Origin of the sequence: Cytobacillus solani, assembly GCF_001420595.1 — a bacterium.
Lineage (GTDB): Bacteria > Bacillota > Bacilli > Bacillales > Cytobacillaceae > Cytobacillus > Cytobacillus solani.
In genome coordinates this window covers 986,687-1,011,000 of sequence record NZ_LJIX01000006.1, presented here as the reverse complement: position 1 = coordinate 1,011,000, position 24,314 = coordinate 986,687, and the positions used below count along the sequence as shown (strand labels likewise).

21 protein-coding genes and 1 pseudogene are annotated in these 24,314 nt (G+C 35.1%); 9 read left to right on the top strand and 13 right to left on the bottom strand.

The features are described from left to right. The first annotated feature begins 197 nt into the window (after positions 1-197). Complete coding sequence (locus AN957_RS06800) at positions 198-1,790, top strand: M2 family metallopeptidase (protein ID WP_053474792.1); 1,593 nt, start codon at positions 198-200, stop codon at positions 1,788-1,790. A gap of 112 nt (positions 1,791-1,902) precedes the next feature. Here the strand turns inward: AN957_RS06800 and AN957_RS06795 are convergent, their stop codons facing one another. From AN957_RS06795 to AN957_RS06770, 6 genes and pseudogenes are all read right to left on the bottom strand, one after another. Further along, complete coding sequence (locus tag AN957_RS06795) at positions 1,903-2,427, bottom strand: GNAT family N-acetyltransferase (protein WP_056683008.1); 525 nt, start codon at positions 2,425-2,427, stop codon at positions 1,903-1,905. Positions 2,428-2,677: 250 nt separating this feature from the next. Continuing rightward, on the bottom strand, positions 2,678-3,793 hold the full coding sequence (gene alr / locus AN957_RS06790) for an alanine racemase (RefSeq protein ID WP_053474790.1): 1,116 nt from the start codon (positions 3,791-3,793) through the stop codon (positions 2,678-2,680). Further along, on the bottom strand, positions 3,786-4,697 hold the full coding sequence (locus tag AN957_RS06785; RefSeq protein ID WP_056683005.1) for a D-alanine--D-alanine ligase: 912 nt from the start codon (positions 4,695-4,697) through the stop codon (positions 3,786-3,788). Before AN957_RS06785 ends, alr begins: the two co-directional genes overlap by 8 nt. A 4-nt stretch (positions 4,698-4,701) precedes the next feature. Next, positions 4,702-6,150: pseudogene (gene pdxR, locus AN957_RS06780) on the bottom strand (MocR-like pyridoxine biosynthesis transcription factor PdxR). A gap of 470 nt (positions 6,151-6,620) precedes the next feature. After that, positions 6,621-7,187: a DMT family transporter gene (locus AN957_RS06775; protein ID WP_056683002.1), complete on the bottom strand. Its 567-nt coding sequence runs from the start codon at positions 7,185-7,187 to the stop codon at positions 6,621-6,623. Continuing rightward, positions 7,174-8,094: a DMT family transporter gene (locus AN957_RS06770; RefSeq protein WP_053477453.1), complete on the bottom strand. Its 921-nt coding sequence runs from the start codon at positions 8,092-8,094 to the stop codon at positions 7,174-7,176. The genes AN957_RS06775 and AN957_RS06770 overlap by 14 nt, the downstream gene beginning before the upstream one ends. Positions 8,095-8,211: 117 nt before the next feature. Between AN957_RS06770 and AN957_RS06765 the strand changes: the two genes are divergently transcribed. The 8 genes from AN957_RS06765 to AN957_RS06730 all read left to right on the top strand — a co-directional run bounded on the left by AN957_RS06765 (position 8,212) and on the right by AN957_RS06730 (position 17,930). After that, positions 8,212-9,552, top strand: coding sequence for an aminotransferase-like domain-containing protein (locus tag AN957_RS06765; protein WP_053474786.1), 1,341 nt, complete (start codon positions 8,212-8,214; stop codon positions 9,550-9,552). Between the two features lie 898 nt (positions 9,553-10,450). Beyond that, positions 10,451-11,140: a TorD/DmsD family molecular chaperone gene (locus tag AN957_RS06760; protein WP_053474785.1), complete on the top strand. Its 690-nt coding sequence runs from the start codon at positions 10,451-10,453 to the stop codon at positions 11,138-11,140. Next, positions 11,133-13,535 carry a DMSO/selenate family reductase complex A subunit gene (locus AN957_RS06755; RefSeq protein ID WP_053474784.1) on the top strand — a complete coding sequence of 801 codons (2,403 nt, stop codon included), beginning with the start codon at positions 11,133-11,135 and terminating at the stop codon, positions 13,533-13,535. The genes AN957_RS06760 and AN957_RS06755 overlap by 8 nt, the downstream gene beginning before the upstream one ends. 15 nt (positions 13,536-13,550) lie before the next feature. Continuing rightward, complete coding sequence (locus tag AN957_RS06750) at positions 13,551-14,129, top strand: DMSO/selenate family reductase complex B subunit (RefSeq protein ID WP_053474783.1); 579 nt, start codon at positions 13,551-13,553, stop codon at positions 14,127-14,129. A gap of 13 nt (positions 14,130-14,142) precedes the next feature. Continuing rightward, entirely contained in the window at positions 14,143-14,979 is an 837-nt protein-coding gene (locus AN957_RS06745) for a dimethyl sulfoxide reductase anchor subunit family protein (protein ID WP_056682999.1), read from the top strand. A gap of 809 nt (positions 14,980-15,788) precedes the next feature. Then, complete coding sequence (locus tag AN957_RS06740; protein ID WP_056682995.1) at positions 15,789-16,406, top strand: NUDIX hydrolase; 618 nt, start codon at positions 15,789-15,791, stop codon at positions 16,404-16,406. 156 nt (positions 16,407-16,562) lie between these two features. Continuing rightward, positions 16,563-17,186 (top strand): HAD family hydrolase, encoded by a 624-nt coding sequence (locus tag AN957_RS06735; RefSeq protein ID WP_056682992.1) that lies wholly within the window; start codon positions 16,563-16,565, stop codon positions 17,184-17,186. Positions 17,187-17,672: 486 nt separating this feature from the next. Beyond that, a complete protein-coding gene (locus AN957_RS06730; protein ID WP_053474779.1) occupies positions 17,673-17,930 on the top strand; it encodes a hypothetical protein in 258 nt (85 codons plus the stop codon). Between the two features lie 144 nt (positions 17,931-18,074). Here AN957_RS06730 and AN957_RS06725 read toward each other — a convergent pair whose 3' ends face one another. From AN957_RS06725 to AN957_RS06695, 7 genes are all read right to left on the bottom strand, one after another. Continuing rightward, on the bottom strand, positions 18,075-18,620 hold the full coding sequence (locus AN957_RS06725) for a GNAT family N-acetyltransferase (protein ID WP_056682988.1): 546 nt from the start codon (positions 18,618-18,620) through the stop codon (positions 18,075-18,077). A gap of 152 nt (positions 18,621-18,772) precedes the next feature. Next, entirely contained in the window at positions 18,773-19,216 is a 444-nt protein-coding gene (locus AN957_RS06720) for a carboxymuconolactone decarboxylase family protein (RefSeq protein WP_053474777.1), read from the bottom strand. Between the two features lie 135 nt (positions 19,217-19,351). Further along, positions 19,352-20,716, bottom strand: coding sequence for a DUF4179 domain-containing protein (locus AN957_RS06715; protein WP_053474776.1), 1,365 nt, complete (start codon positions 20,714-20,716; stop codon positions 19,352-19,354). Beyond that, positions 20,676-21,230: a sigma-70 family RNA polymerase sigma factor gene (locus tag AN957_RS06710; RefSeq protein ID WP_056682986.1), complete on the bottom strand. Its 555-nt coding sequence runs from the start codon at positions 21,228-21,230 to the stop codon at positions 20,676-20,678. The genes AN957_RS06715 and AN957_RS06710 overlap by 41 nt, the downstream gene beginning before the upstream one ends. 246 nt (positions 21,231-21,476) lie before the next feature. After that, complete coding sequence (locus tag AN957_RS06705; protein WP_056682983.1) at positions 21,477-22,487, bottom strand: GNAT family N-acetyltransferase; 1,011 nt, start codon at positions 22,485-22,487, stop codon at positions 21,477-21,479. A gap of 254 nt (positions 22,488-22,741) precedes the next feature. Continuing rightward, entirely contained in the window at positions 22,742-22,990 is a 249-nt protein-coding gene (locus AN957_RS06700; protein ID WP_053474773.1) for a DUF3923 family protein, read from the bottom strand. 244 nt (positions 22,991-23,234) lie between these two features. Beyond that, positions 23,235-24,311, bottom strand: coding sequence for a helix-turn-helix domain-containing protein (locus AN957_RS06695; RefSeq protein WP_053474772.1), 1,077 nt, complete (start codon positions 24,309-24,311; stop codon positions 23,235-23,237). Between the last annotated feature and the right edge of the window lie 3 nt (positions 24,312-24,314).

Genomic DNA, 24,314 nt, shown 5'->3' with positions numbered 1-24,314 from the left:
TAAATTTAGAATGCTATTCAATTAAAAGACATCAGGTACCCATATTAACAAATTAGTCAAACACCATAGCCAATTATATTTTTACACCATACTTTTTAAATATTTTTTTATAAGCTTTTAAAGGTTTAAGAATACCTTTAACGAATTCTTAATAATGTTACTATTTTGATACTTAGATATAGAAAGGTAGGATAAATATGGAAACACTACAAACATTTCTAAAAGATATCAATGACCAAATGCAAGTATTATTTAAAGATGTGACTCAATCAAGCTGGATGGCCCAAACAACTGGAGACCCTGAGTGGGCTGCTAAATTAAGTGAAGCTGAAACTCGATACAATCTTTTATTCTCTTCAAAAGATTCATACGAGAAAACAAAACAATTTCTAGCAACGGAAAACTTAACGGAGATCGAAAAACGTCAGCTTCAACTTCTGCTAAGCGAAATGGAAGGGAATCAACTCCCTGAAGAAGTGATTGCTGATTTATCAAAACGCTCTTCCGAACTAAATTTATTATTTAACACATACGCACCTGTTGTGGATGGCAAGAAGTATTCTGCCAATGATATTCGAGAGATATTGGTTAATAGTGATGACCAAGAATTACGCAAAAAAGTATGGTTTGCAAGTAAGGAAGTTGGTAAAGTCGTAGAAAAAGACCTGCTTGAGCTTGTGAAGAAGCGCAATGAAGCTGCACAACTACTTGGTTATGATAACCATCATCAAATGGGCTTTGCTCTTCAAGAACTTGACCGTGACGAGGTATTCGCTATTTTCAACGACCTTATTGCTCAATCAGACGAAGCATACCGCTCAATGAAGAAAGAACTAGATGAACGTTTAGCAACTCGATTTGGGATTAATTCAGAGGATATACGCCCATGGCATTATGTCGATCCATTTTTCCAAGAGGCACCACCATCTGATTCAACCAATCTAGATCCTTTTTATCAAGGGAAGGATATTGTCCAAATCACAACAGATACGTTTAACTCAATGGGAATCAAAATTGATGACCTATATGCAAAAAGTGATTTGCTCCCTAGAGAAAAGAAAAACCCAACAGCCTTTTGCACGGATATTGATCGCGAAGGTGACGTTCGTGTCCTTTGTAACTTAACGGAAGATGCGTATTGGATGGAAACGAACCTACATGAGTTTGGCCATGCGGCTTATTTCAAATATGTAGACTCTAGCCTTCCATTCGGATTACGTACAGTTAGTCATACCTTAACAACCGAATCGATCGCGATGTTATTTGGAAAAATGGGCAAAGACCCACGTTGGTTAAAGCGCTTCTTACAAGTTGATGAAGCAACAGTAAATGAGCTTGCTCCTGAATTAGAAAAGTACCAACAGTTACAAATGCTTATTGCAGCAAGATGGATTATTACCTTTGTATTTTTTGAAAAAGAACTATACGAAAATCCTGATCAAGATTTAAACGCTTTATGGTGGAAAACAGTAAATGAAGTTCAGCTAGTCACTCCTCCTGATTCAACTGATCAACCCGATTGGGCTGCAAAAATTCATTTTACACTCGCACCTATTTACTACCAAAATTATCTACTTGGAGAATTAATGGCAGCACAGCTTCTTCGTCATATTGAAACGAAGATTTCTCCTGAATTTTTCACAAAAGAAACGGGAGAAATGCTCATTAATCAATTCTTCAAACCAGCTGCCCTTTATGACTGGAATGAAAAAATTAGCCGTGTAACGGGTGAAAAATTAAACCCTGCTCACTTTGTTGATGTTTATTGCAAAACTCAGGTAAAAAGTTAATTAGTGAAAAAAAGGATAGCTTGGACTATATGAACCGAACCCTGAATAGTAGACACTTTAAAAAAAGTGGATCTATTCGGGGTTTTTTATTTGTTCTAGCTTAAAACCAAAATTAAAATATATTCCTAATATCATTCCAACCATATACAAGTTCGGAAAGTTTCTTTCCTCCAATCTCTACTTCAACAGTATCTATTCTTTTACCTCCAAGTAATTCATAAAACTTACGAGAGGTATTCTCTTCCAAGACAAGAACAACCATAGAGGTTAATCCCATTCCTTTCAATTCATCTATAACCGGTTTAACAAGGGCTGTTCCAATCCCTCTTCCCTGATATTCTTTCAATATATAAATGGCGTATAACTCCCCATCGTACCCTTTATAGTTACCGCTTCTTTCTTTACCGCCTTTGGAAAAACCAACTATTAATCCCTCATTGTTTTCTGCTACATATACGCCTCCATACGGAATGGCATTGGTCCACATCTGTTCACGGCTTTCATACGAAAGTTTATTTAAATATTCATCAGGAACAATGTTGGCATACGTTGTTTTCCAACTGTCGACATGTACTTTAGCTATTCCTTTCGCATCGGTTAAAATTGCCTTTCTAATTTTTATGAACCCTTTATCCATTTGTTTCACCTCCTTTTTCCATTATAAACCACCTGTCTCATTTTATGGTTTTATTAGAAAGTTAAACCATTGTTTTTTAATAGAAAGTCGTATCATGTTTAAAGCAAGATGTACGCTATATGTTTAAAAGGAATGTCTCAATTTTAGAGACATTCCTTTTATTCTACTAATACTATTTAATTCCTTCTTCCACAATCACGCCTGTTTGCGGAAGATTAAAATCATTACTACGAATGCTGCCTTTAGCTTGTTATTTGTAAATTCTAGGAACTCTGTGACCTAAGTTACATGCTACTTCATACGATATGGTTCCTAACATATTTGCCACTTCATCTAATGATATAAAATGATTTCCTTGATCTCCATAAACAACTACCTCATCACCAATATTTACACCTTTAATTTCAGTTACATCGATCATACAAAAATCCATACATATTTTACCGAAAACAGGAGCTTTTTGTCCGTGAATTAGAACGTGAGCTATCCCAGATAATCGCCTCGAATATCCATCTGCATACCCAATGGGAATAGTTGCAATAACTGCTTTATCTCTATCAATTGCAGTTGCCCCATATGAAACACCGTGGCCTTTCTCAAGTGTCTGGATATGGATGATTTTGGTTTTTAGCTGCATTGCCTGTTTAAGATTAACTTTTGTCTTATTCACCTCTTTAGATGGATAAAGCCCATACATTGAAATTCCGATACGAACCATATCATAGGTCATATCTGGAAATTCGATAGTTGCAGCACTGTTCGCAATATGACATAGGGGAATTGATATTTTTCGATTCTCCAATTCTTCCAATAAACTTCTCCATCGGTTCATTTGTTTTTCTGCATACCATTTGTCAGCTTCATCTGCGGTAGCAAAATGTGAAAACACTCCTTCAAGATAGATCCCATCCATTTTTGAAACGATTTCGATAAAATCACTTGCTTCTTCTGCTTGCAGTCCCAACCGTCCCATTCCTGTATTGACCTTGACGTGAACCTTCGCCTTTTTTCCTAAGATCTGCCCAGACTTTGATAAAGCTTCTGCATGTTCCATATCAAAAATTGTTTGTGTTAAATCCCAATGCACAACATCATTCGATGCTGAAGACGGTGTGTATCCAAGTATTAGTATAGGTACTTGAATATCTGATTTTCGCAGTTTAATAGCTTCTTCCAAACTAGCCACTGCTAAATAATCTACTCCACTATCAATCGCTCTTTTGGAAACCTCTACAGACCCGTGTCCATAACCATCCGCTTTTACTACTGCCATTATTTTGGTTAATTTAGGTATTACTTTTTGAAATTCACGAATATTATGTGAAATATTCCTAAGACTAACTTCAGCCCATATTGGTCTATACATCATTTCTCCTCACTTTAAGTGAATGTTCGATAATCAAGTCAAGTAGCTTATGATAAGGAATACCCGCTCCCTGTGCACTTTTTGGCAGCAAACTATTTTTCGTCATCCCAGGTAATGTATTAACTTCCATCACATAAGGGATACCATCTTTAATCATCATGTCGATTCGGGCGTAAACACTACATTTCAATGATTTATAGCAAGTCATTGCAGCTAAAGAGACACGGGTCTGTGTTTCGGGCGGGAGCTGGACCACCTCTTCAATGGTAGCCACATCATTATATTTGGAGGTATAATCAAAAAACTCACCCTTATGACGAATGGAAATCACCGGTAAAAGCTTTCCATCCAATACGGAACAAGTGATTTCCTCTCCCGTAATAAGCTTTTCGATTATCACTTCGGAATCCCATTTGAATACTTCCTCAATCGCAGGCTTTAGCGTTTCTTTGTCATATACAATTTTTACGCCTACACTCGAACCGCCTGAATTAGGTTTCACAACTAGCGGGTAACCCATTTTGTCTAGTTCACCCATTTTAAGTTCTTCCATGTTCGTAAGGTGAATCCAATCCGGTGTTTGCACGCCTTCAAAACGGATGATTTTTTTGGAGATATTCTTATCCATGCATAAGCTGCTGGACAGGATACTGCTCCCTGTATAAGGAACTCCCATGGTTTCAAGAGCACCTTGAATCGTGCCGTCCTCACCGAATTTGCCATGCAGCGCCAGTAGCGCAATGTCGAGATCTTTCACCTTTTCCACTAAGCCTTCTTTGTTCTCTAAGTGGATCGGTACAATTTCATATTTATTTTTATCTAAATGCACGATCATTTCTTCACCTGTCATGATCGAAACTTGTTTCTCGGAAGAAACCCCTCCCATAATTACGCCAACTCTCATTTTTCTAGCCTCCATAATTATTTTTTAACGTGTCCCCTATGATTTTAATTCCCTGAATAATCTCTCTTTCTTTCAGCCTAGAAAATCCTAATCGTAAAGTATGGTTTCCACTGCTGTCAGTGTGAAAAACATTACCTGGTAAAAAAACAACGCCCCTTTGATAACATTTTTCTAAAAGCTTTCGTGAATCGATGTGGTTTTCTAGTTCTATAAAAAGGTGGAGTCCACCGTCACCAGTTATCCGTTTAAAAGGAATAAATTGCTTACAATAATGAACAGTTAATTCGTACTTTTTCTTATAGACTGATTTAGCCTTTTTTATATACTTCTCAAAGTATCCATCATTCAAATATTGATATAACACAGCTTGATCTAATGTAGACGTATGAATAGTTCGAGCTCTTTTCATACTTTCTAAGTAATAAATCAAATCTTTGTCTGCTACTATCCACCCAACCCGTAGGCCAGGAAAAAGAATTTTAGAGAAGCTGCTAATATAAATAACATTATTGCCTAGTCCAGCGAAGGATGCCAACGATGCAAGATGTGACCCAGAGTAACGTAATTCTTCATTAAATCCATTTTCAACGATAGGAAGCTGATATGCAGAAAACAGATCCATGATTTCTTTCCTTTTTTTAGAGGACGTTACGATTCCAGTTGGATTATGATAAGACGGAATCAAGTATGCAAAATCATATTCTTTTTTTGATAAGAATGTTTCTAGCTGACTAACATTGACACCGTCATTATCCATTTCAATTCCATCGATTTCGAAGCCATGTAATCGAAAGAGCTTTAGAGCAGAATCATTGGTTGGATTTTCACAAATAACACGGCCGCTCTTTTTATTTAAAGAGGATAAAATGATATCCAGACCTTCCGTGAATCCATTGGTAATTAAAACATCTTTATTTCTAGTGTCTACCCCTTTAATTTCCATGTAATGAAGCAGGTATTCGATAAGTGGTTTATAGCCCTTTGCATATCCATAGTTAAGAACGATGTCACCTTCAATGGACATCCGATTTAAAAAAGCCCTTTTAAAATTTTCTACATCAAAAAGCTTTTCATCGGGTGCGATGCTATTAAATGAAATCATTTCCTTATTCCAGCGCACTCCATGCTTCATAAGGTCCAATTCATCTGCCAAAAAGGTTTGCTCGTTGACTTTTTCAGTCCAATTTAACTGGATGGATGGGGATTTGAAGGTCTCAACATGACTTACAAAGTTTCCTTTTCCTTTTACCGCATAGATTAGGCCTTCTTGTTCCAAATCCGCATAAGCTGTTAGAACGGTATTTCGGCTAATTGATAATAATGAACTGAGTTCACGAGTGGATGGAAGCTTTTGGTGCTCAAGCAAATGCCCGTTGGTTATCATTCTTTTTAAATATTCTTTAAGTTAAATATATACAGGACGGCCTTTCGTAATCTTAAAATCGTTAAACACTACATTCATCCCCTTGCTAACATTTTTACATTCCTGCACCGATTTCAAAAGGTCCACCCAATATGTATTTTTACGGTCTTGTGGTAGGGTGTGTAACTAAAAGGGTACCATTCTCTAAATGACCCGATTGTCGCATAGAATAACTGTATTATCAAAAAAGCAATGACAAGATATGATGGACACCAGAAGACTTGAGAACGTTAAGTCCACATATCTATAACCATGTAAATCCTTATGGTATCTTCAAATTGGATATGATAGAGAGAATTCCAATCGAAGAAAGACAATCAGAAATAGAAAATACTTTGCATATTTAACTATATTGCTTTTTGAGGGGGGTGACACTAAAGGCTCTATAATAGAAGAAGAGACTCTTTCCTTTTGTTTATTTATCATATTTATTAATATCAATTTGATCAAACTTTATTTTAAAGTAACATTTGGAAAACTTGAAATCTAAGTAATCATTATTACAGGGGCAACAAAGTGGAATTGTAGAAGCCGGCCCTTTCCACAGGAGAACCACCTTCTAATTTCTCCATTAGAATCAATGATAACGCAAAGCTCATCGCAGCAAGAATGAGTAAAGCATTTCCAAATATATTTCCTAATACGTCGTGGATTCCATGCGTTGACCATGATAAGAAAACAATCCCTAGAAACCCTAGAATTATGCTAACTAACTCAAACTGACTTGCTTTTTTTCTGAAGAACACTGTTAAAAGTAATAGGGTGAAGACTGGGACCATTGCGATTAGCATAGATGCAATACTGCTCGATACGTACTTTTGGCCTTGTGCAATAAAAATAAACGGCAAGATTACTTCAAAAAGTGCAATCCAAAAATATTTTTTAGTATTGGTTGTGTAGTTTTTCTTTGATTGGAACAGGCCAATCACTGATAAACAAATTGCACCGATCAGTGCTTTCAAAGCAGACAACGAAATGGAACCTACATCATTCGTTACTAATTCCATGAAGAAAAATTGAGATCCCCAAATGAAGCTTATGATTAGCAAGAGACTATATTTTTTCATTTGATTTGCCCCTTGCACCAAAATAGTTTGTACCAACAACACCGATGATAATGATAATTGATCCTGCTATGTGGTATAAATGAAATTCCTCTTTTAAAAAAATGACCCCTGCTAAAATGGTAATGAGCGTAGCAAAATTACTGAAAACACTCATTTTCGATGCGTCTATTTTTGATAAAGCATAGTTGGAAAGATAGGACGTTCCTAAAGACGATAGGATACCTAAATATAAAATGGCAAGAACAAAATCCCAGTGTCCAAAAGGTTGCATAAATTGATGGACTGTTCCATTCATTACATGGTTTGTCAGTGCCAGTCCATTAAAAGCTATAAACCCAAACAAGGTCATGATATATGTGATAGTGAATAACGAATACCGTTGTGTTAACTTTCTGGCAAATACGTTGTATAGTGAGGCTGTAAGTGCTGAAAGTAATATTAAACCAGTCCCGAGTAGACTTGTATTTGTGCCCCCTGCCCCTTTCATGTACATAATATACATCACACCGAGTACAGATAAACCAATCGCTATTTTTTGACTACGTGTAGATGTTTCCTTTAAAATGATACTTGCAAAAATCAACGTAAAAATTGGTATTGTTGCTTGAATAATACCAGCTTCCGATGAAGATGTATGCACTAACCCAAATACTTGAAAAGCAAAAAAGAATGTCGGATATAAGATGGCTAACAAGGCAATCCGCAGTACATCTTTTTTTGTTACTTTGATCGATTCTTTTTTTAACACGAACAACACTGTGGCAGCGATCCATGCAATGGTAAACCGATGAGCCAATGTATCTAACGGTGTTGCAACCGTGAATGTCACTTTAACAAACATAAATGACAATCCGATAATGATTGCATAGATAGTTGCTGCGATATATGCATTTCTATTTTCAATTATTTTGATTACCCCCTTATATTGATCCGGCCGGCACCATTTATCGTAAGGGATAATAATATCCTTTACGATATAAAAAATACACATCTGTACCGATACAGATGTGCAAAGAGGTTTAAAATGCTTAAATATGAATCAATCTATCAATCACTTATGATGCAAATTCAGTCTGGTAAATTTTCGACCGCTGCAAAATTACCATCCATTCGAAATTTAACACAACAATTTTCTTGTAGTACAAGCACGGTATTGACCGCTTTAAAAAAATTGGAGGAGCAACATATTATTTATGCCCAACCGAAAAGTGGATATTATGTTGTAGATAATCACGTCTTCAAAACCCCATTGTCCACTGACATAATTGACTTTGCAAGCGCATCTCCTACTTGGCATGCATTTCCTTATAAAGATTTTCAACACTGCATAAATAAAGCAATAGACACATATCAGGAAGAATTATTTCGCTACGGAACGCCAAAAGGTTGGCCACCACTCATAGCAGAAGCTAAAAAACTGTTAGAATCTTACCAAGTATTTACTCATAACGAACAGATTTTCATCACTACAGGTGTTCAACAGGCTCTATCTTTAGTAAGTATGATGCCCTTTCCAAATAATCGTTCAACCATTCTTGTTGAACAACCTAGCTATCATTTATATATGGAACTTCTGAAAACCTTACAGCTGCCAGCAATAGGAATTCAACGTACCGCGAAAGGTATTGATTTAGGTCGACTAGAACAAATATTTCATGAAGAAGATATTAAATTCTTTTATACAATGCCACGTTTTCATAATCCTTTAGGATCTTCATACGGTAAAAAAGAAAAAGAGGCTATTTTACAATTAGCAGACCAGTATAATGTATACATTGTAGAAGATGATTATTTAGCAGACTTTGAATACAATCCGAAGAACGATCCTCTTTTTGCTGATGATTACCATGATAAAGTCATCTATTTAAAAAGTTTTTCAAAAATTATGTTTCCTGGGTTAAGAATTGGATTGGCGGTTCTCCCTCCTTCAATTATTGACATTTTTCAAAAATACAAAATGACAACAGATATCGACAGCTCTATGATTTCACAAGCCGCATTATATCTCTATTTGAAAAATGGTATGTTTGAACATAATAAAACAAAAGTCAGTAACATCTATCATACACGTGCGAAAATTCTGCATCAATCAATACAAGATCATTTATCTACGTACGAATCATCATCAGAAATTGTAATGCATAGTCATATTGGGCTGCCCAAGCGTGTGAATTTGAAATCATTTGTTTATCATTTGCATGAAGAAGGCATATATCTGGATTCAGTTGAAAGAAATTATTTAGATGACTTTTACCACGAACGGATTTTGAAGTTGAATGTTTCAAATGTTGACGCCCATCGAATTGAAGAAGGAATTAGGAAAATTGCAAGTGCATTAAAAAATCCTCAAAACTACTTTTTATAAATTCTTTCAGCAAGGCAAAAACTATCCTTGTTCGAAAGCATAAAGGGTGAGGGGATATTAAACATGCCCGATTGTTGAATTGAAAAACAGGAAAGTTACAAAATAGTTCATAAGTTATTTTGCTAAAGCACCCGTTCGTAATATAAGGTTAGCCAGATTTTTCTGGTTGACCTTTTTCTATATGGTCATATGATTACGGTAGTCGGGGTAGAACGTCGCCCCCGTGGGACTCGATCCCGTCAGCTAAACTGTTCACCCCCTACTTGTATAAACATGTTTCAGGAGCGAAAATTTATTCGGTAATTAGCTGGCCGTAATGGATACGAATTAGACTGGAGTAAAGTAAGCGAAAAACAGTTATTTGATGCTTCAGTTAAAGCTGTTGTAAATGAAAGCCCTTTAGCACAAATAATTAGTAAATGTATAATGAATGAAAAGCCTGATCAAACTTTAAGACAATCGTTTGTTAGATTTGTAAATCGTGATCGTTTTCTTGAAAGATAAAATGTACACTACCTGATTTATTTGCTTATATATAAATATAAAATAATACACTTTGAAGAGGAACACCCTTATGCGAATCCCATTAACTATGGTTATTGGGATTCGCATAAAGGTGTTTTTTTATGGAGGGAAAAGAATGAATAATAAAGAGAGAGTTATTTAAAGTTTTGTTACACCTGTGAAGATATTGTTAACGATGAATATACAAAATGTATAAAAGTCACTTTGAGTCACATATTGTTATGTATTTTGTTTGAGATTTGAACTGTTCAGCTAAAAAAATTTCACCTATAATTACACCAGTATTGTGTAAAAGATCACAAACCAGGTTCATAATTTGAAAATATTTATTATGAATTTTCTGTCATCTTGATTATTGAGAGGAGGAGTTTCAATGACTAGTTTGTGCGCAAATAATCAATCTACTGTTAGTTTTCAGAGAAAATTGGTCTACGAGTTTCTCATTGTCGGTTTTAAAGAACCACTATCCATAGAAACTTTGCAACGTTGGAAAGACATGCTTCACACAAGTGACCTATCCGTACTTGCTGAAGGGAATATTCATTTAAATACATTTTTTACTGAGTTAAAAGAAGAAAATGTAAATGAAGTTGTTGAAAAGGAAAAAAATGAATTCTTCCGTATTTTTAACGTGTTTAATGATAAAGGTGAAATTCCTGCACCACCATGGGAATCTGTTTATGTGACAAAGGATCAGACGATGTTTGGAGAGACTGTGTTTCAATTAAGAGACAAGCTACACCAGTTTGGTTTGAGATTTATTAATGAAAATGAAGAACCAGAAGATCACATAGCCATTCAATTAGAATTCATGCTTTATTTACTTCAGTACACGGAGAAAGCGTTTGAGGAAAGACAAAAGGATGATTTTACGAAGGGAATATATAATCAATATTGGTTACTTACAAATCATCTTATGCAATGGGTTAAGCCTTTTACAAAGGATATTCACTCTTCCTCCACAAGTGTTTTTTATAAAGGAATAGCAACACTGTTATTAGATTTCATTGATGAAGAATTTGAATACATTAAGAGTTTCAAGGAGGTTCTTGAAAATGGATAAAAACTTTTTTGAGCAAATTGCTGAAAAAACATTGAAGCGGCGAACATTTTTAAAATGGTCAGGAGCAGTAACGGCACCATTATTAGTTGGAAGTGCTGTGACATCAAAAAGCTTAGTGCCAAAAGTGCTTGCAAAGTCAGAAAAAAATGATGTCGAGGAAGTCGTTATTCCAACTTGTAGTACGCTGAATTGTGGCGGAAAATGCCTAATTAAAGCACATGTAAAAGACGGACAAATCGTTCGTATTTCTACAGATAATGACGAAAGAGATGAGAATGCGGACAATGAACAGTTCCCGCAAATTCGCGCTTGTTTACGTGGCCGTGGTTATCGTAAACATGTTTATTCGCCTCATCGGATTAAAAAACCGTTAAAGCGCGTTGGAAAACGTGGAGAAGGAAAATTCGAGGAAATTTCTTGGGAAGAAGCAATAAAAATTATTGCTAAGGAAAATAATCGAATTAAAGAAAAATATGGTCCAGCTTCTCGCTTTAGCCTTTATGCAACAGGGCAAACGGGAACGGTTGGAAGCGGTGATACGGTCATTCAAAGATTATTAAGTTGTGATGGCGGGTTTTTAGGACGCTATTCAAATTATAGCTCAGGACAGCACGGTGCTGCGACACCATATACGTTTGGTACAAGCTCAGCAGGTAACAGTTGTCGCCCGTTATTAGATTCAAAGCTGATCATTTTACACGGTATGAACCCTGCTGAAACAATCATTGGCCATTTTAATATGTACCTTCGAATGGCGAAAGCAAAAGGGGCAAAAATTTATACAATTGATCCGCGGAAAACGGATACAAATGTGGCTTTTGCAGATGATTGGTTCCCTGTTAAGCCGACAACAGATAATGCGCTTGTAGCTGCAATGGCGTATGTCATGTTTACAGAAAATCTCCACGATCAAGACTTTTTAGATAAGTTTTGCGTCGGTCATGATGAGGAGCATATGCCAGAAGGTGTTCCAGCTGGTGAATCTTACCGTAGTTATGTAATGGGTGAGACAGATGGAGTGCCAAAAACACCAGAGTGGGCAGCAAAGATTACAGGGCTTCCTGCGAATCGCATTATCAAACTTGCACGTGAAGTGGCGACAACGAAACCAATGGCTTGGGTTCAAGGAAACGGCATTAATCGTCATATGAATGGTGAGCAGATGTCACGAGGCGGTTCTATGATCGCAGCATTAACTGGAAATATTGGTATCAGTGGTGGTTGGGCAGGACCAAACTTTCCTAGCGGTAAGCTAATCAAACATCAAGATTTTCCAATCCCAGAGAATCCATTAGGTATTTCAATTCCTGTGTTCAAATACACGGATGCGATTGTCCGAGGTACAGAAATGGGTGCAGAAGATGGCGTTAAAGGTCTAGAAGAGGGACAAAAATTGCCATCAAACATCAAAATGATTTTCAATATGGCGGGAAATTGTTTAGTCAACCAACATAGTGATATTAATGAAACGACCAAAATTCTTGAGGATGAATCTTTATGTGAGTTTATCGTCACATCAGATATTTATATGACACCTTCTGTAAAGTATTCAGATATTATTTTACCAACTTGTACTTTCTTTGAGCAAAATGACTTTGTTCCACCATGGAGCTTTGGGCAGCATATTTTCCTTTCACAGAAAGTTGTTGAGCCTTTATATGGTTCGAAGACTGAATATGAATGGATGACTATGCTTGCAAAAGAGTTAGGTATAGAACAAGAATTCACAGAAGGCAGAACTCAAGATGATTGGGTGAAATGGATGATTGAGGAGTCGAAAACAAAGGATCCAGACTTCCCGTCCTATGAAGAAATGCAGAAAAATGGTGTTTATAAGTATAAAGACAATCACATTGTCAATTTCAAAGAACAAATAGAAGATTTTGAAAATAATCCATTTGAAACACCATCAGGAAAAATCGAATTATTTTCTAAACAGCTATGGGATATGGATAAAAAAGAAACGATTCCTGCTATTCCGAAGCATGTGGCAGTTGCAGAAGGTCCAGAAAGCAGCGTAACTAACAAATATCCATTACAAGTGTTTGGCTGGCATGTGAAAAGACGTTGCCACTCAACATGGGAAACGAGCGAGTGGATGGAAGAGGTACAAACACAAGAACTATGGATCAACCCGATTGACGCTAAGAAAAGAAAAATTAACGAAGGCGACAAGATAAAGGTATTCAATGAAAGAGGAACGACGATTATTCCTGCAAAAGTGACAAGTAGAGTAATGCCTGGCGTTATTTGTATGCCACAAGGTGGTTGGCACACACCAAATGATAAAGGTGTTGACGAAAGAGGTGTCATTAACGTTCTCACAGGTCTAGATGCGTCACCATTCCATTGTAACCCTCAGCATACGAATTTAGCACAAGTTGAGAAGGCATAAGGAGGAGGATGAAAAATGGCACAACTAGGTTTTTATATTGATCAAAGCCGCTGCAATGGTTGTAATGCATGTGTAATTGCATGTAAGGATAAGAATAATAATTCAGTTGGGATAAATTTTAGGCGTGTATATGCATTTGAAGATGGTCATTTTACGAAGGATAAAGACGGTGCTTGGATTAATAATGTTAGAGCGTATAATGTCTCGATTTCTTGTAATCATTGTGACGAACCTGGCTGTGTAAAAGGCTGCCCAACAGGTGCTATGCACAAAAGAAGTGAAGATGGGGTCGTTGTAGTAGACCATGAAAAATGTGTTGGTTGTAAATACTGCGAATGGAACTGTCCATATGGTGCTCCGCAATTTAATGAAGAGCTTGGGATGATGACAAAGTGTGATACATGTTTAGATCTTCGTGATAAGGGAGAAAAGCCAGCTTGTATTGCAGCTTGTATTATGCGATGCATCGATTTTGGCCCGATTGATGAATTACGTAAAAAATATGGTAATAATGCAGAAATTAAAGGACTTCCTAGTCCATCTATAACTAAACCAAATATCGTTATTAATCCGCATAAGGATGCGGCTATATAAGGAGGATTCCATAATGCATGAGTGGCCATTGTTGATTTTTACCATTTGTATGCAAGCGGCAATTGGTGGAATCGTTATGCTGTCGATTTTTTACAGTAAGATGAAGAAAAACGGAATAGATCCTTTCAAAGTAATGAAGTTACCGTTGCTGGTTATTACAGTATTATCATTCATCGGACTAGGAGCTTCATTTGTTCACCTTGGAACTCCAACGCATGCTTTCAATGCGATTTTAGGATTTAGTCATTCGTGGATGAGCCGTGAAATTGTCGTTACTGGAACGTTTATTGCTTTCGTATGTGCTACTACGGGTTTAGCTTTATTACAAAAAAAGGTGAATCCAGCTTTACTTATTATTACAGCCATCGTCGGTATTATTGATGTGTATTGTATGGCAGCCATCTATTCTAATACACTCGTAAATGGCTGGAATCATGCGAATACATTCTTGTCTTTTTATGGTACAACTTTCACTTTAGGAGCGATTCTTGCTGTTAGTCTATCAATTATTTCACTTCAGAATAGCAAATTGTCTAAAGACCTATTAAAAACGGCTTTCTTAGTAGTCTTTGCGGGCATCGCCGTTCAGTTAATTGGCTTAGCAACATACTCTTCTCTAGAAGGAGAAATTCGACAAATAAGTGGTCAAGCTGCTGCCGTTAGTTTAGGAGCTTACGAGGGAACCGTTGCAATCCGCTGGATCATTGAGCTTATTGGAATCACTGTCCTAGCTTACTTAGCACTTGCACCAAGTAAAAAAGTATATTATTCATTTGTTTATCTAGCTTTACTTGCTATCATAATTGGAGAAGGCATGAGTCGTTACGTATTTTATGTTTTAGGTTCTTAATTTGAATGAAACGAATTAGAAATGTTAGTAAGCGGAAAATCTAATCTTTGCTATGGATGATGAACAAAAGATTAGCATTTTTTAGCGAAAAGTAAAATTTATGAGGCTGTCCCATAAGTCCCAAAAAGTAAAGAAACTAAGGAAAACGATCCGTTTTTCCTTAGTTTCTTTTTCATTTTCATTCCGGGTGCTATGGATGAATTGCGGTAGTCTGTTCTAAATTACATTTTTAGTTATGAAAAGCTAAAGGGTTTAAGTGGAGAATTTTTCCACTATCATTGTTAAAGTGTTAAATAGATAACTATCTCATCTAATTTGACATCACTTTGTAGATAAAAGAAAAAGGACATCAACCATCAGTAGCTGTTTGCTGCATAATGATAGATACCTTCGGTTAGGAGTATATGCAGGATTTTTTCTTATTCCATAAGCGGGCCATTATGTAGAAGACTTGAATTCGAGATATTTCTAGCAACCCCGAACTGCTTTCTTGTATATATAAAGGATTTATGAGGAAAAAGAGAATACCCAACTTAAAAATTCTAACCCCTTAATCAGCTGCCAAATCAGGTGGTTTTTTTTCTCACGAAACAGGTTTGTTATCTGATTGCCTGAATCGTTTTAAGTTTTTGTTTGAGTTTTCCCTTGACTTGAAATGCATTTCATAAATTAGATTGAAATTAAGCTAATTTTCAACCAAGGGAGTAGAAAGATGTTTAAAAAAATTAACCTTCAAAAAGATGAACATGTACTATCAACCTTTAGTTTTTAATGAAAATGAGGTAAAAATCAATTGGTGGTGAATAACGATGAAACCTAAATGGCTAGAATGGGCAAAACAGCTTCAATCAATTGCACAAGCAGGGCTAACTTATTCAAAAGATATTTATGACTTGGAAAGATTTGAATTAATAAGAAAAATTAGTGTTGAAATATTGACACAGAATACAAATATGGACAATAAAATTATAAAAGAATTATTTGCAAATGAAACTGGGTATGCAACGCCAAAAGTTGATATTAGGGCTGTTGTATTTAGTGGTAATAAAATATTAATGGTGAGAGAAAACAGTGATGGAGATTGGTCTTTACCAGGAGGTTGGGGTGATATTGGATTAACTCCAAGTGAAGTAGCAGTCAAGGAAGTAAAAGAAGAATCAGGGTTTGATGTTAAAGCGATAAAATTAATAGCTGTACTCGACAAGAAATGCCATCCTCATCCACCTTCTCCATATCACGTTTATAAAATATTTATCCAATGTGAAATCATTGGCGGGAAACCAAAAGAAGGTATTGAAACAGATGCGGTGGAATTTTTCGTAGAAAATGAACTACCAGCTTTATCAATAGCTAGAAATACAGAATCACAAATTCATATAGCATTTAAACATTTACATAATCCACAAGAACCTGTCTATTTTGATTGATATTCCCAGTTGTTCACCTAATGAGAGCTTTACTTCAAAAGGGATTTCTGCGGAGATTTTTTTTCTTCTTGTGCTAATAGCAGTTTTTCTCAAGAGTATTTTTTTACATTATAATTGTAAAATGTTTATATATTAGAAACTAGGGAGTGATAAGGAGTGTTTAAATATGTGATTTTTGACGTCGATGGGACTATTTTAGATACTGAAAAAGCTATATTAAAATCTCTACAAAAAGTCTTAAAAGAAGAAGGAAAGGATTATCAATTAGAGGATTTAAGGTTTGCTTTAGGAATACCAGGGATAGAAACATTAAAAAAATTAAATGTGACTGATCTGGAACGTGTACATCCAAAGTGGTCAGAGACTGTACTAGAATTTTCTCACCAGGTAAGTGTTTTTCAGGATTTAGAAAATGTTATAAAAACATTATCAGAAAGTCCTGTCAGAACTGGTATTGTGACTTCAAAAACAAAACAAGAGTTAATTGATGAATTTGAACCATTTGGATTGAGTTCATTTTTTGAGTACACGATTTGTGCAAGCGATACTGAAAAACATAAACCACACCCTGAACCTTTATTAGCTTGTTTAGATGGGTTAAATGCTAATCAAGATGAAACAATATACATTGGAGATTCTATATATGATATGCAGTGTGCAAAAAGTGCAGGTGTTAAATTTGCACTTGCATTATGGGGTTCTAAAACAACTGAAGGATTTGAATCAGTAGAATTTGTTTTAAAGGAACCAAAAGCTATTTTAGATTTAATAAAAATATAAAACCTAAATGGCTTGAATGTGCAAAGCAACTGCAATCAATTGCACAGGACACTTAAGAAATAAATCTGAAATTGTAATGAATTTTACTTAATCTATAGGGTGCTTTTCTTTAATAAGAAACCTTCTTTTTGTAGTGCTTCCAAATAATTAAGAGTGGCTACGATTGTTGAATAAGGAATTATAATATTGTAAGAAAAAAGGAATGTCTCCAAAATTGGGACATTCCTTTAGATTTTCTAGAATACATCTTACTTTCAATAGAGTACAACTTACTTTTTAAAAAAACAATCAATTTATAGGACTTTTAATAGACATTAAAGAACAGGATAATATACATCAAAAAAAGCATAAAAACTTCATGAAAATTGTAGATACTTTTATGTCAACCGTCAGTTTTTGTTGCTTGTTATATCATTACTCGACTATCTTCAGACTATACTTCCAAGTTACTCCTAACAACAGATATATTATTAGCTATGTTAATTTTTGAAAGGGACAAAAGAAATAACTTTTAAAGTTAAAGCAGCAAACACGGAAACTGTTTTATTTTGGCTAATTCCTACTGGTACGCAAACATGGACAGAAAGAAGACTAATAGGCTATGACATTAAGGAAAACGAAAACGATAATAACTTTTCTTTGACTTGGAACATTGATAAGCCTTACCTACATGACCATTTACATATTCAAGCAATAGGTGAAGGAATAGTAACGAATGACATAATCAATTTATCAATGAACTAAAGGCTGATGCTTCTTCAAGTAAACTGCCCATATAATTTAAGTGAAACATTACTCAATCTTTGATAAAAAAAGAGAGTTGCCAAGCAACTCCTTAGATATGTACCAGGTTCTCGTTTATATAATATTTTCGCAAGTGAAATGAGCTTACACATCCAAGCTGTTGATGATAGCCAATATTTGATGATCTGTCCATTTGCCATTAATCTTTAGATTTTCCTTAGCTATACCTTCTTTTTTAAATCCCGCTTTTTCTAATACACGAATAGATGCTATGTTGTCAGGCATAGCTCCTGCTTCAATTCTATGTAGTTTTAATTCTCTAAAAGCAAAGTCGACAACAAGTTGAAGGGCTTCAGTTGTATAGCCCTTTCCATTATACTCCTTATCTAAAGTAAATCCCGTATAACAGCTTTGGAGGTCTCCCCTGGCAATTTGAGTTAATGAAATGTCTCCGATAAGTTTATCAGTTGCTTTTAAAAAGATTCCAAAGGCGTATAATTGCCCTTCATCTGTCTTTTTTAATGCCTGTTGAAGGCGTATTTTTTGATATTCCTCTGTATAAAAATCTTCTGGGAGTAATGGGCTAACTCGTTGAAAAAACTCACGATTTCTAGTATGTAAGCTAGCTAACTCTCTGGCATCAGAAGTTTTGTAAAGTCGAAGATAAATTTGTTCCCCTACAAGCTTCATAGAACCCCTCCAATATCTTTTTACTACTATTTTATTCTAATTACTTGTACATTCTTCCTCCATTAAATGGAACTTAACATAAAAAAAGAGCACAATTCATGCTGCAGAATTGTGCCTATTGCTAAATATTTAAAAAATGCGATTTAGAGTTATTATTTTTCAGTGGCTCTATTGCCCATTGCAATAGAAATTCTATTCCAACTGTTAATTTGATTAATGATTAAAACAAGATCAACATACTGTTTCTCGTCATAGTGTTCACGAACTCGTTGATATAGCTCGTCTGGCACACCTTTTGTCGGGATTAATGTCACATGCTCTGCCAGCTCCAAAGCTATTTTTTCTGCTTCTGAATAGAATTCACACTCTTTCCAAGCACTAACACAGTATATTCTTTGTTCTGTTTCACCCATTTTTCTCGCATCTGCTGAATGCATGTTCAAACAATATGCACAGCCATTAATCTGAGAAACACGAATTTTGATTAGCTCACGAAGTTTTCGTTCGATTGCTGCTGTTTTCGTGTATTTTTCCATATCTATCATAATTTCCATACCATCAGATGCAATTTCATAGTAAGAAACTCTTTGGCTCATATAGCAGGCCCCCTTTAATTTAGTATAAGACAATTATATCCTTGCAAGAACATTTGTACCATTTTTATTGAATTGCTCCACAAGTATTTTACCTAAGCACATACAGTTCGTTTAATACTATCTATATTCCACATTTTAATTTACATCCATCTTAACTTTATCTAATTCAACAGGAATATTCGCCCTTAAAGATCCCAAGTTAACCCTTATTACATAATTGTTTAGGTTAAACCCATCAAGCTTACGAATATCAAATGTACTTCTAAATCGTAATTCATCCTTATGAATGGTTTTAACTGCGTGTTGCATGGGTTCCATATAAATATCCTTTTCTGTTTCCTTAACAAAAAGGACATCATTTCGAGCAAAATCCTTAAAGAAACCAAAGCTCCTGCCCATTTCATCCCCATAATTAACTTGAAAATCAACACCAAGGCTATGATCATTAACAGTTATCTTTTCAATGGTAACAGCCAGATTCTGTCTATCTGCCTTGATTTCAACAGGTGTTGATGCATTCAGGGAAACAAATTGATCTTGTTCATTTATTGCTACTTTTGGATGCACCTCTAAATACTTTGTTTCCCCTTTTACCGACTGTGGAATGATACTTCTTCCTTTAACAATAATATGGTCGTTTTCTTCAATCGTTTTCAGGTCGATCCCATCCATTGAGATGTTTATTTCATCCCCTTTGTCATCATAGACTTCTAGCCGCACTTGATCATGCTTCCCTTGAATAGGAAAAGTAGCCGTGTAGTTAATTGCGGTCGATGCTTGACCAAAAAGAATCGAATCAAAATGAACTTTAACACCTGAAAATTCTTCACTGCTCTCTTTATCAATAGTAACTGTTTCATACGGCAGCTGGTTAATTGGAACATCAAATCTCCAGCTTCCTTCTTTCCCCCCAATTGTTTTGAATTCAAGTGGGAAGGTAGCTTCTTGTGGTAGTTCTGATTCTGGATAACTTAATTGAATATGTCCAATATAACCATCATCTGTCGGTTCCATATGAACGAGTTCTTTACTATCTGAAATTCCTTCATCTCCATCAAAAATCTCATAAAACCCAACCACCTTGCCGCTTTCCTCAGTGTTCAAATTCCCTTTCACATTAAAAGTTACTCCTACAACCGCACCGTCATAATATGCATTGGTAATAGTGACATCTATTCCTTTACTGCTAGCTGTTTTATTTAGTTCAGTTATTAATTCTTGTGATTGTAAGCTTCTGCCAATGGCATCGTTAAACGTTTCATATATCTTTCCAAGTAAAGGTACATTCGCCATTACATGAGACATGGAAGGAGAAATAAAACTGGAAGAAACTAAAATCGCAGCAGCTGCAACCGTCGACCACACAACTATTTTGGTATTCCTTTTAGTTTTAGGAACATCAAAACTAGCCCGATTCATTCCATTCTGAATGGCTTTTAAAACATCCTCTTGTGGTACTTCAATCTTCTCGTATACCTCTTGAAATGAGTTTTTTTCCATTGTGGTTCATTCCTCCTAACAACATTTTTAACCTTTCTTTCCCTCTGCTCAAATAGGTTTTTACTGTATTTTCAGGAATGTTCATGATTTGAGCCACTTCACTTATTGGAAGATCCTGAAAGTAAAATAGAATAATTGCATTTTTATATTTTTCATTTAACTGTTTTATTGCCTCTAATAAGTCAAGACTCTCTACTCCTGTTACTCCTTTATCAAACTCTCGCTCGTTCATATTGTCTATAGGGATCTCTTTCTTACTCTTTTTTAAAACGTCATAGGAACAATTTACAAGGATTCTTGTTAGCCAAGTTAAAAAGAAATGCTCATTTTTCAGTTGGCTGATCGATAAAAAAGCTTTGTAAGATGTCTCTTGAACAACATCCAGAGCATCTTCACGATTTCTAACATATAAGTATGCCGTACGGTATAATTGATCACTATGTAAAATAAGAAGTTCCTGAAGACATTTTTTATTTCCCTTTATTGCCTTCTTAATAAGTTTAAGTTCATTCATTATTTGCCCCCCTTTCGCTTATTAGAGTGAGATTGGTATAAATAAGTTTCAACTTTTTCATTCACTTAAAAATTTCCCTTTAGGAAGAAATGAAGCACCTCTGGTTCACATAAAAAAAGAGCGTCTATTTTGACGTCTCTCCTAGTTTTATTAATCATATTATAGGTTAAACAGAACAAGGGCTGCCTAAGCAGCCCTTTCCCTTACATGACAGCTGCAAAGGATAAGAATACCTGACTGAATTTGCTACAACAACTTTATACTCGGGTTGTTAAAGTTTGCCCATGCTATATTACTGTTAATATATCTAACCATTCTATAAGCTATTGGCTTAAACCCGCACTTAGGCCAAAATGTGGAAGAAGCAAGATTTGTTATTCTCCAATCTGTTATTATACTGTTATATCCCTTTTCCTTCATAATCCTCCAGCCTTCATTCATTAGCTTTTTACCAACACCTCTTCCCATTTGAGAATAGTAAGTACCTGCAATACTTAACTCTACTCCGTTATCGGGTGTCATCAAATCTGAAGTAATAGGATAATATACTTGAAATCCTAATTCCTTCATGTCTTTTATCGCAATAAGACACGTTTCATCATTTCCCTCTGCTATTCTTTTATATCCTTCTTTAATATTCAATACAACTTCAGGTAACGCAGGCTCAAACGTAGGTGCAGAATTATGATACGATTGGATAATGCTAGACATTTCACCCATCATTTCACTATCCATTTTATTACCAGCTCTTATCTCTGCATTAGATACATTTTCAAAGGGTTTGTAATCCTCCATGTTCATTACCCCGTGTACTTGCTGGATAGAAAAGCTTAATCGTTGGCAGGCATCTAAGTACACCTGATTTCCAAGAGGTATTATCGTGTAGTGCATAAAGCAGCCTTGCTCTAGCCACGCCATTGAAACCTTTGCATATAGATTCCTTATAAGTTCAGAGGATTGATCCATTCTGATTGCTATTCCCTCATAGGGCACCCATATATGTCTGCCTCTAACGGTGTCAATCTTTATCTCTCCAATTATATAACCAACTAGTTCATTATTAGTAAACGCTCCTATCCCAATGACTTTACTATTAACGAACAATTTTCCAAGTATATCTGTTGTATATTCAGCATGAAGACAACTGTTTTTTAGAAACGGAAACACTTCACCTTCAAAATTTTGCCTATGTATTAACAAATCAGCCATTGCGGGTATATCATCCATACGAATGGGTTTGAACTCACATATTTCCATTTCTATTCTCCTTCAATAAATTTACATTATATTACATATTCTATCATAATAGATTATATTACTAGATATGTAAGAATCAATTATTAATTTACGACTCACAACTACTTATCTTAAAAAACTAATCTATCTTATTGAAAATTGGCAGCTCTTTTTCAACAATTTGACCATTTACATAAAGAAAGAGCGAAATTCTTACTGCAGAATTTCGCCCCGCTTTCTTTAGTTTGCTAATATCCTAAATACATAAACCCCTTTTATACCTGCTGAAATTTAGTTTTTTTATTACTGTTAATAATCAAGTTAACAATTAGCCATACAACTTGAATGATTACCGGGAATATAAATGCGATTAATAAAACAATAAATGATGCTAATTTTGCCTCAAGCGTTTGAATAGCACCTGTGCCATCAACCTCCCTTAGCCAAACGAAAGCTGTACCTACTGCAAAAATGACAGCCCAAAAAATGTTAGCAATCCACCAAAAGATCCATAGCTTTTTCATATTCTCACTCCGTTTCTTTCTTCATCATAACTGAAAATAATCCAAAATCGAAATTTTTATTTTATGTACATTCGTTCCACTACTTCCTTCTTTATATTTCTATCTTACAGTGCGAATGAATTCCTGTTAATGGACCTGAGATATATTTTAAGCTAGGGCTTGAGATGTATAAAACTCCAGCGTATCCTTCACTGTCACAATACACTACTCCACAAAAGGGCCATTTACATAAAGAAAGAGCTCTTCATCTATTTCTATTAATAAGCTCTAAATATTGTGAATCTCCATACCCTATTGTTGGAAACAGATCAAATAACCTATTCATTAATTCTGATGTTGGTAAATCTTTATTTTTGGAAATATACTTTACTACTGCATTATTTTCCTTTAGCAAATCTAAATATATATCTATTGCCTGATACATTACTGGAAGTAGTTCATTTGATGGTCTTTCATGATTTACCAAAACTTCATTATAGACAGAAAAAAAGTTACCTAGTTTAAGTTCCGTTTGACTTACCTTAAATTCATCCTCTCTGAAGCTATTTAAGAAAACTTTTCCATCATATCCCCACTGTTCAAGATAGGCTAGTATTGTCAATAGGTTCATTTGACAAAACATATCCTCACCAAACCATAAAACGATGCATTTATACTCTTTATTAAAAAGATTATCTAATGGGTCAATTACCTTTTTAATATAATCTTCTAATGAAACATGATGTCCCAATGCTCGTGTTTTTATAAATTCTTCATTAAAAACTTGTTTAGTGGTCGCGTTTACACACATTGCTTCATTAAATGGAACGTAATCAGAATCTCCCATTAGTTTTTTATCTTTAAACTCTTCATACATGACCTGACCATTCAATATGTTGAGTACGTCTTTGTCGAACAACTCATTTTTCTCATTTTGTAACTGTTCAACCTCTTTTTTTCTAGAAATATTCATTCTGCAGCATTCCTCTTCTTTATTAATAGTGAGTTTAACAAATGATTGGACAGGCATCTGGTGAAGTTGAAATTCTCGTGGATTTATACCAAAAATAGCTTTAAAAGCTCTACTATATGCTTCTTGCGAAGAATATTCGTAATCAAAGGCAATATCAATTATCTTTCTGTCATTTGCCAAATCTTTCGTAGATAAATACAATCTTCTAAGAAGAACATAGCGCCTAATACTTATACCTGTTACTTGGTGAAATTTAAAAGAACAATAATAAGGGGAATATCCCATATAATTAGAAAGCTTATCTAATGAAAACTCATTTTTTAAATGATCTTCAATCCAATCAATCATAAGCTGTATATGTTCATTCATTTA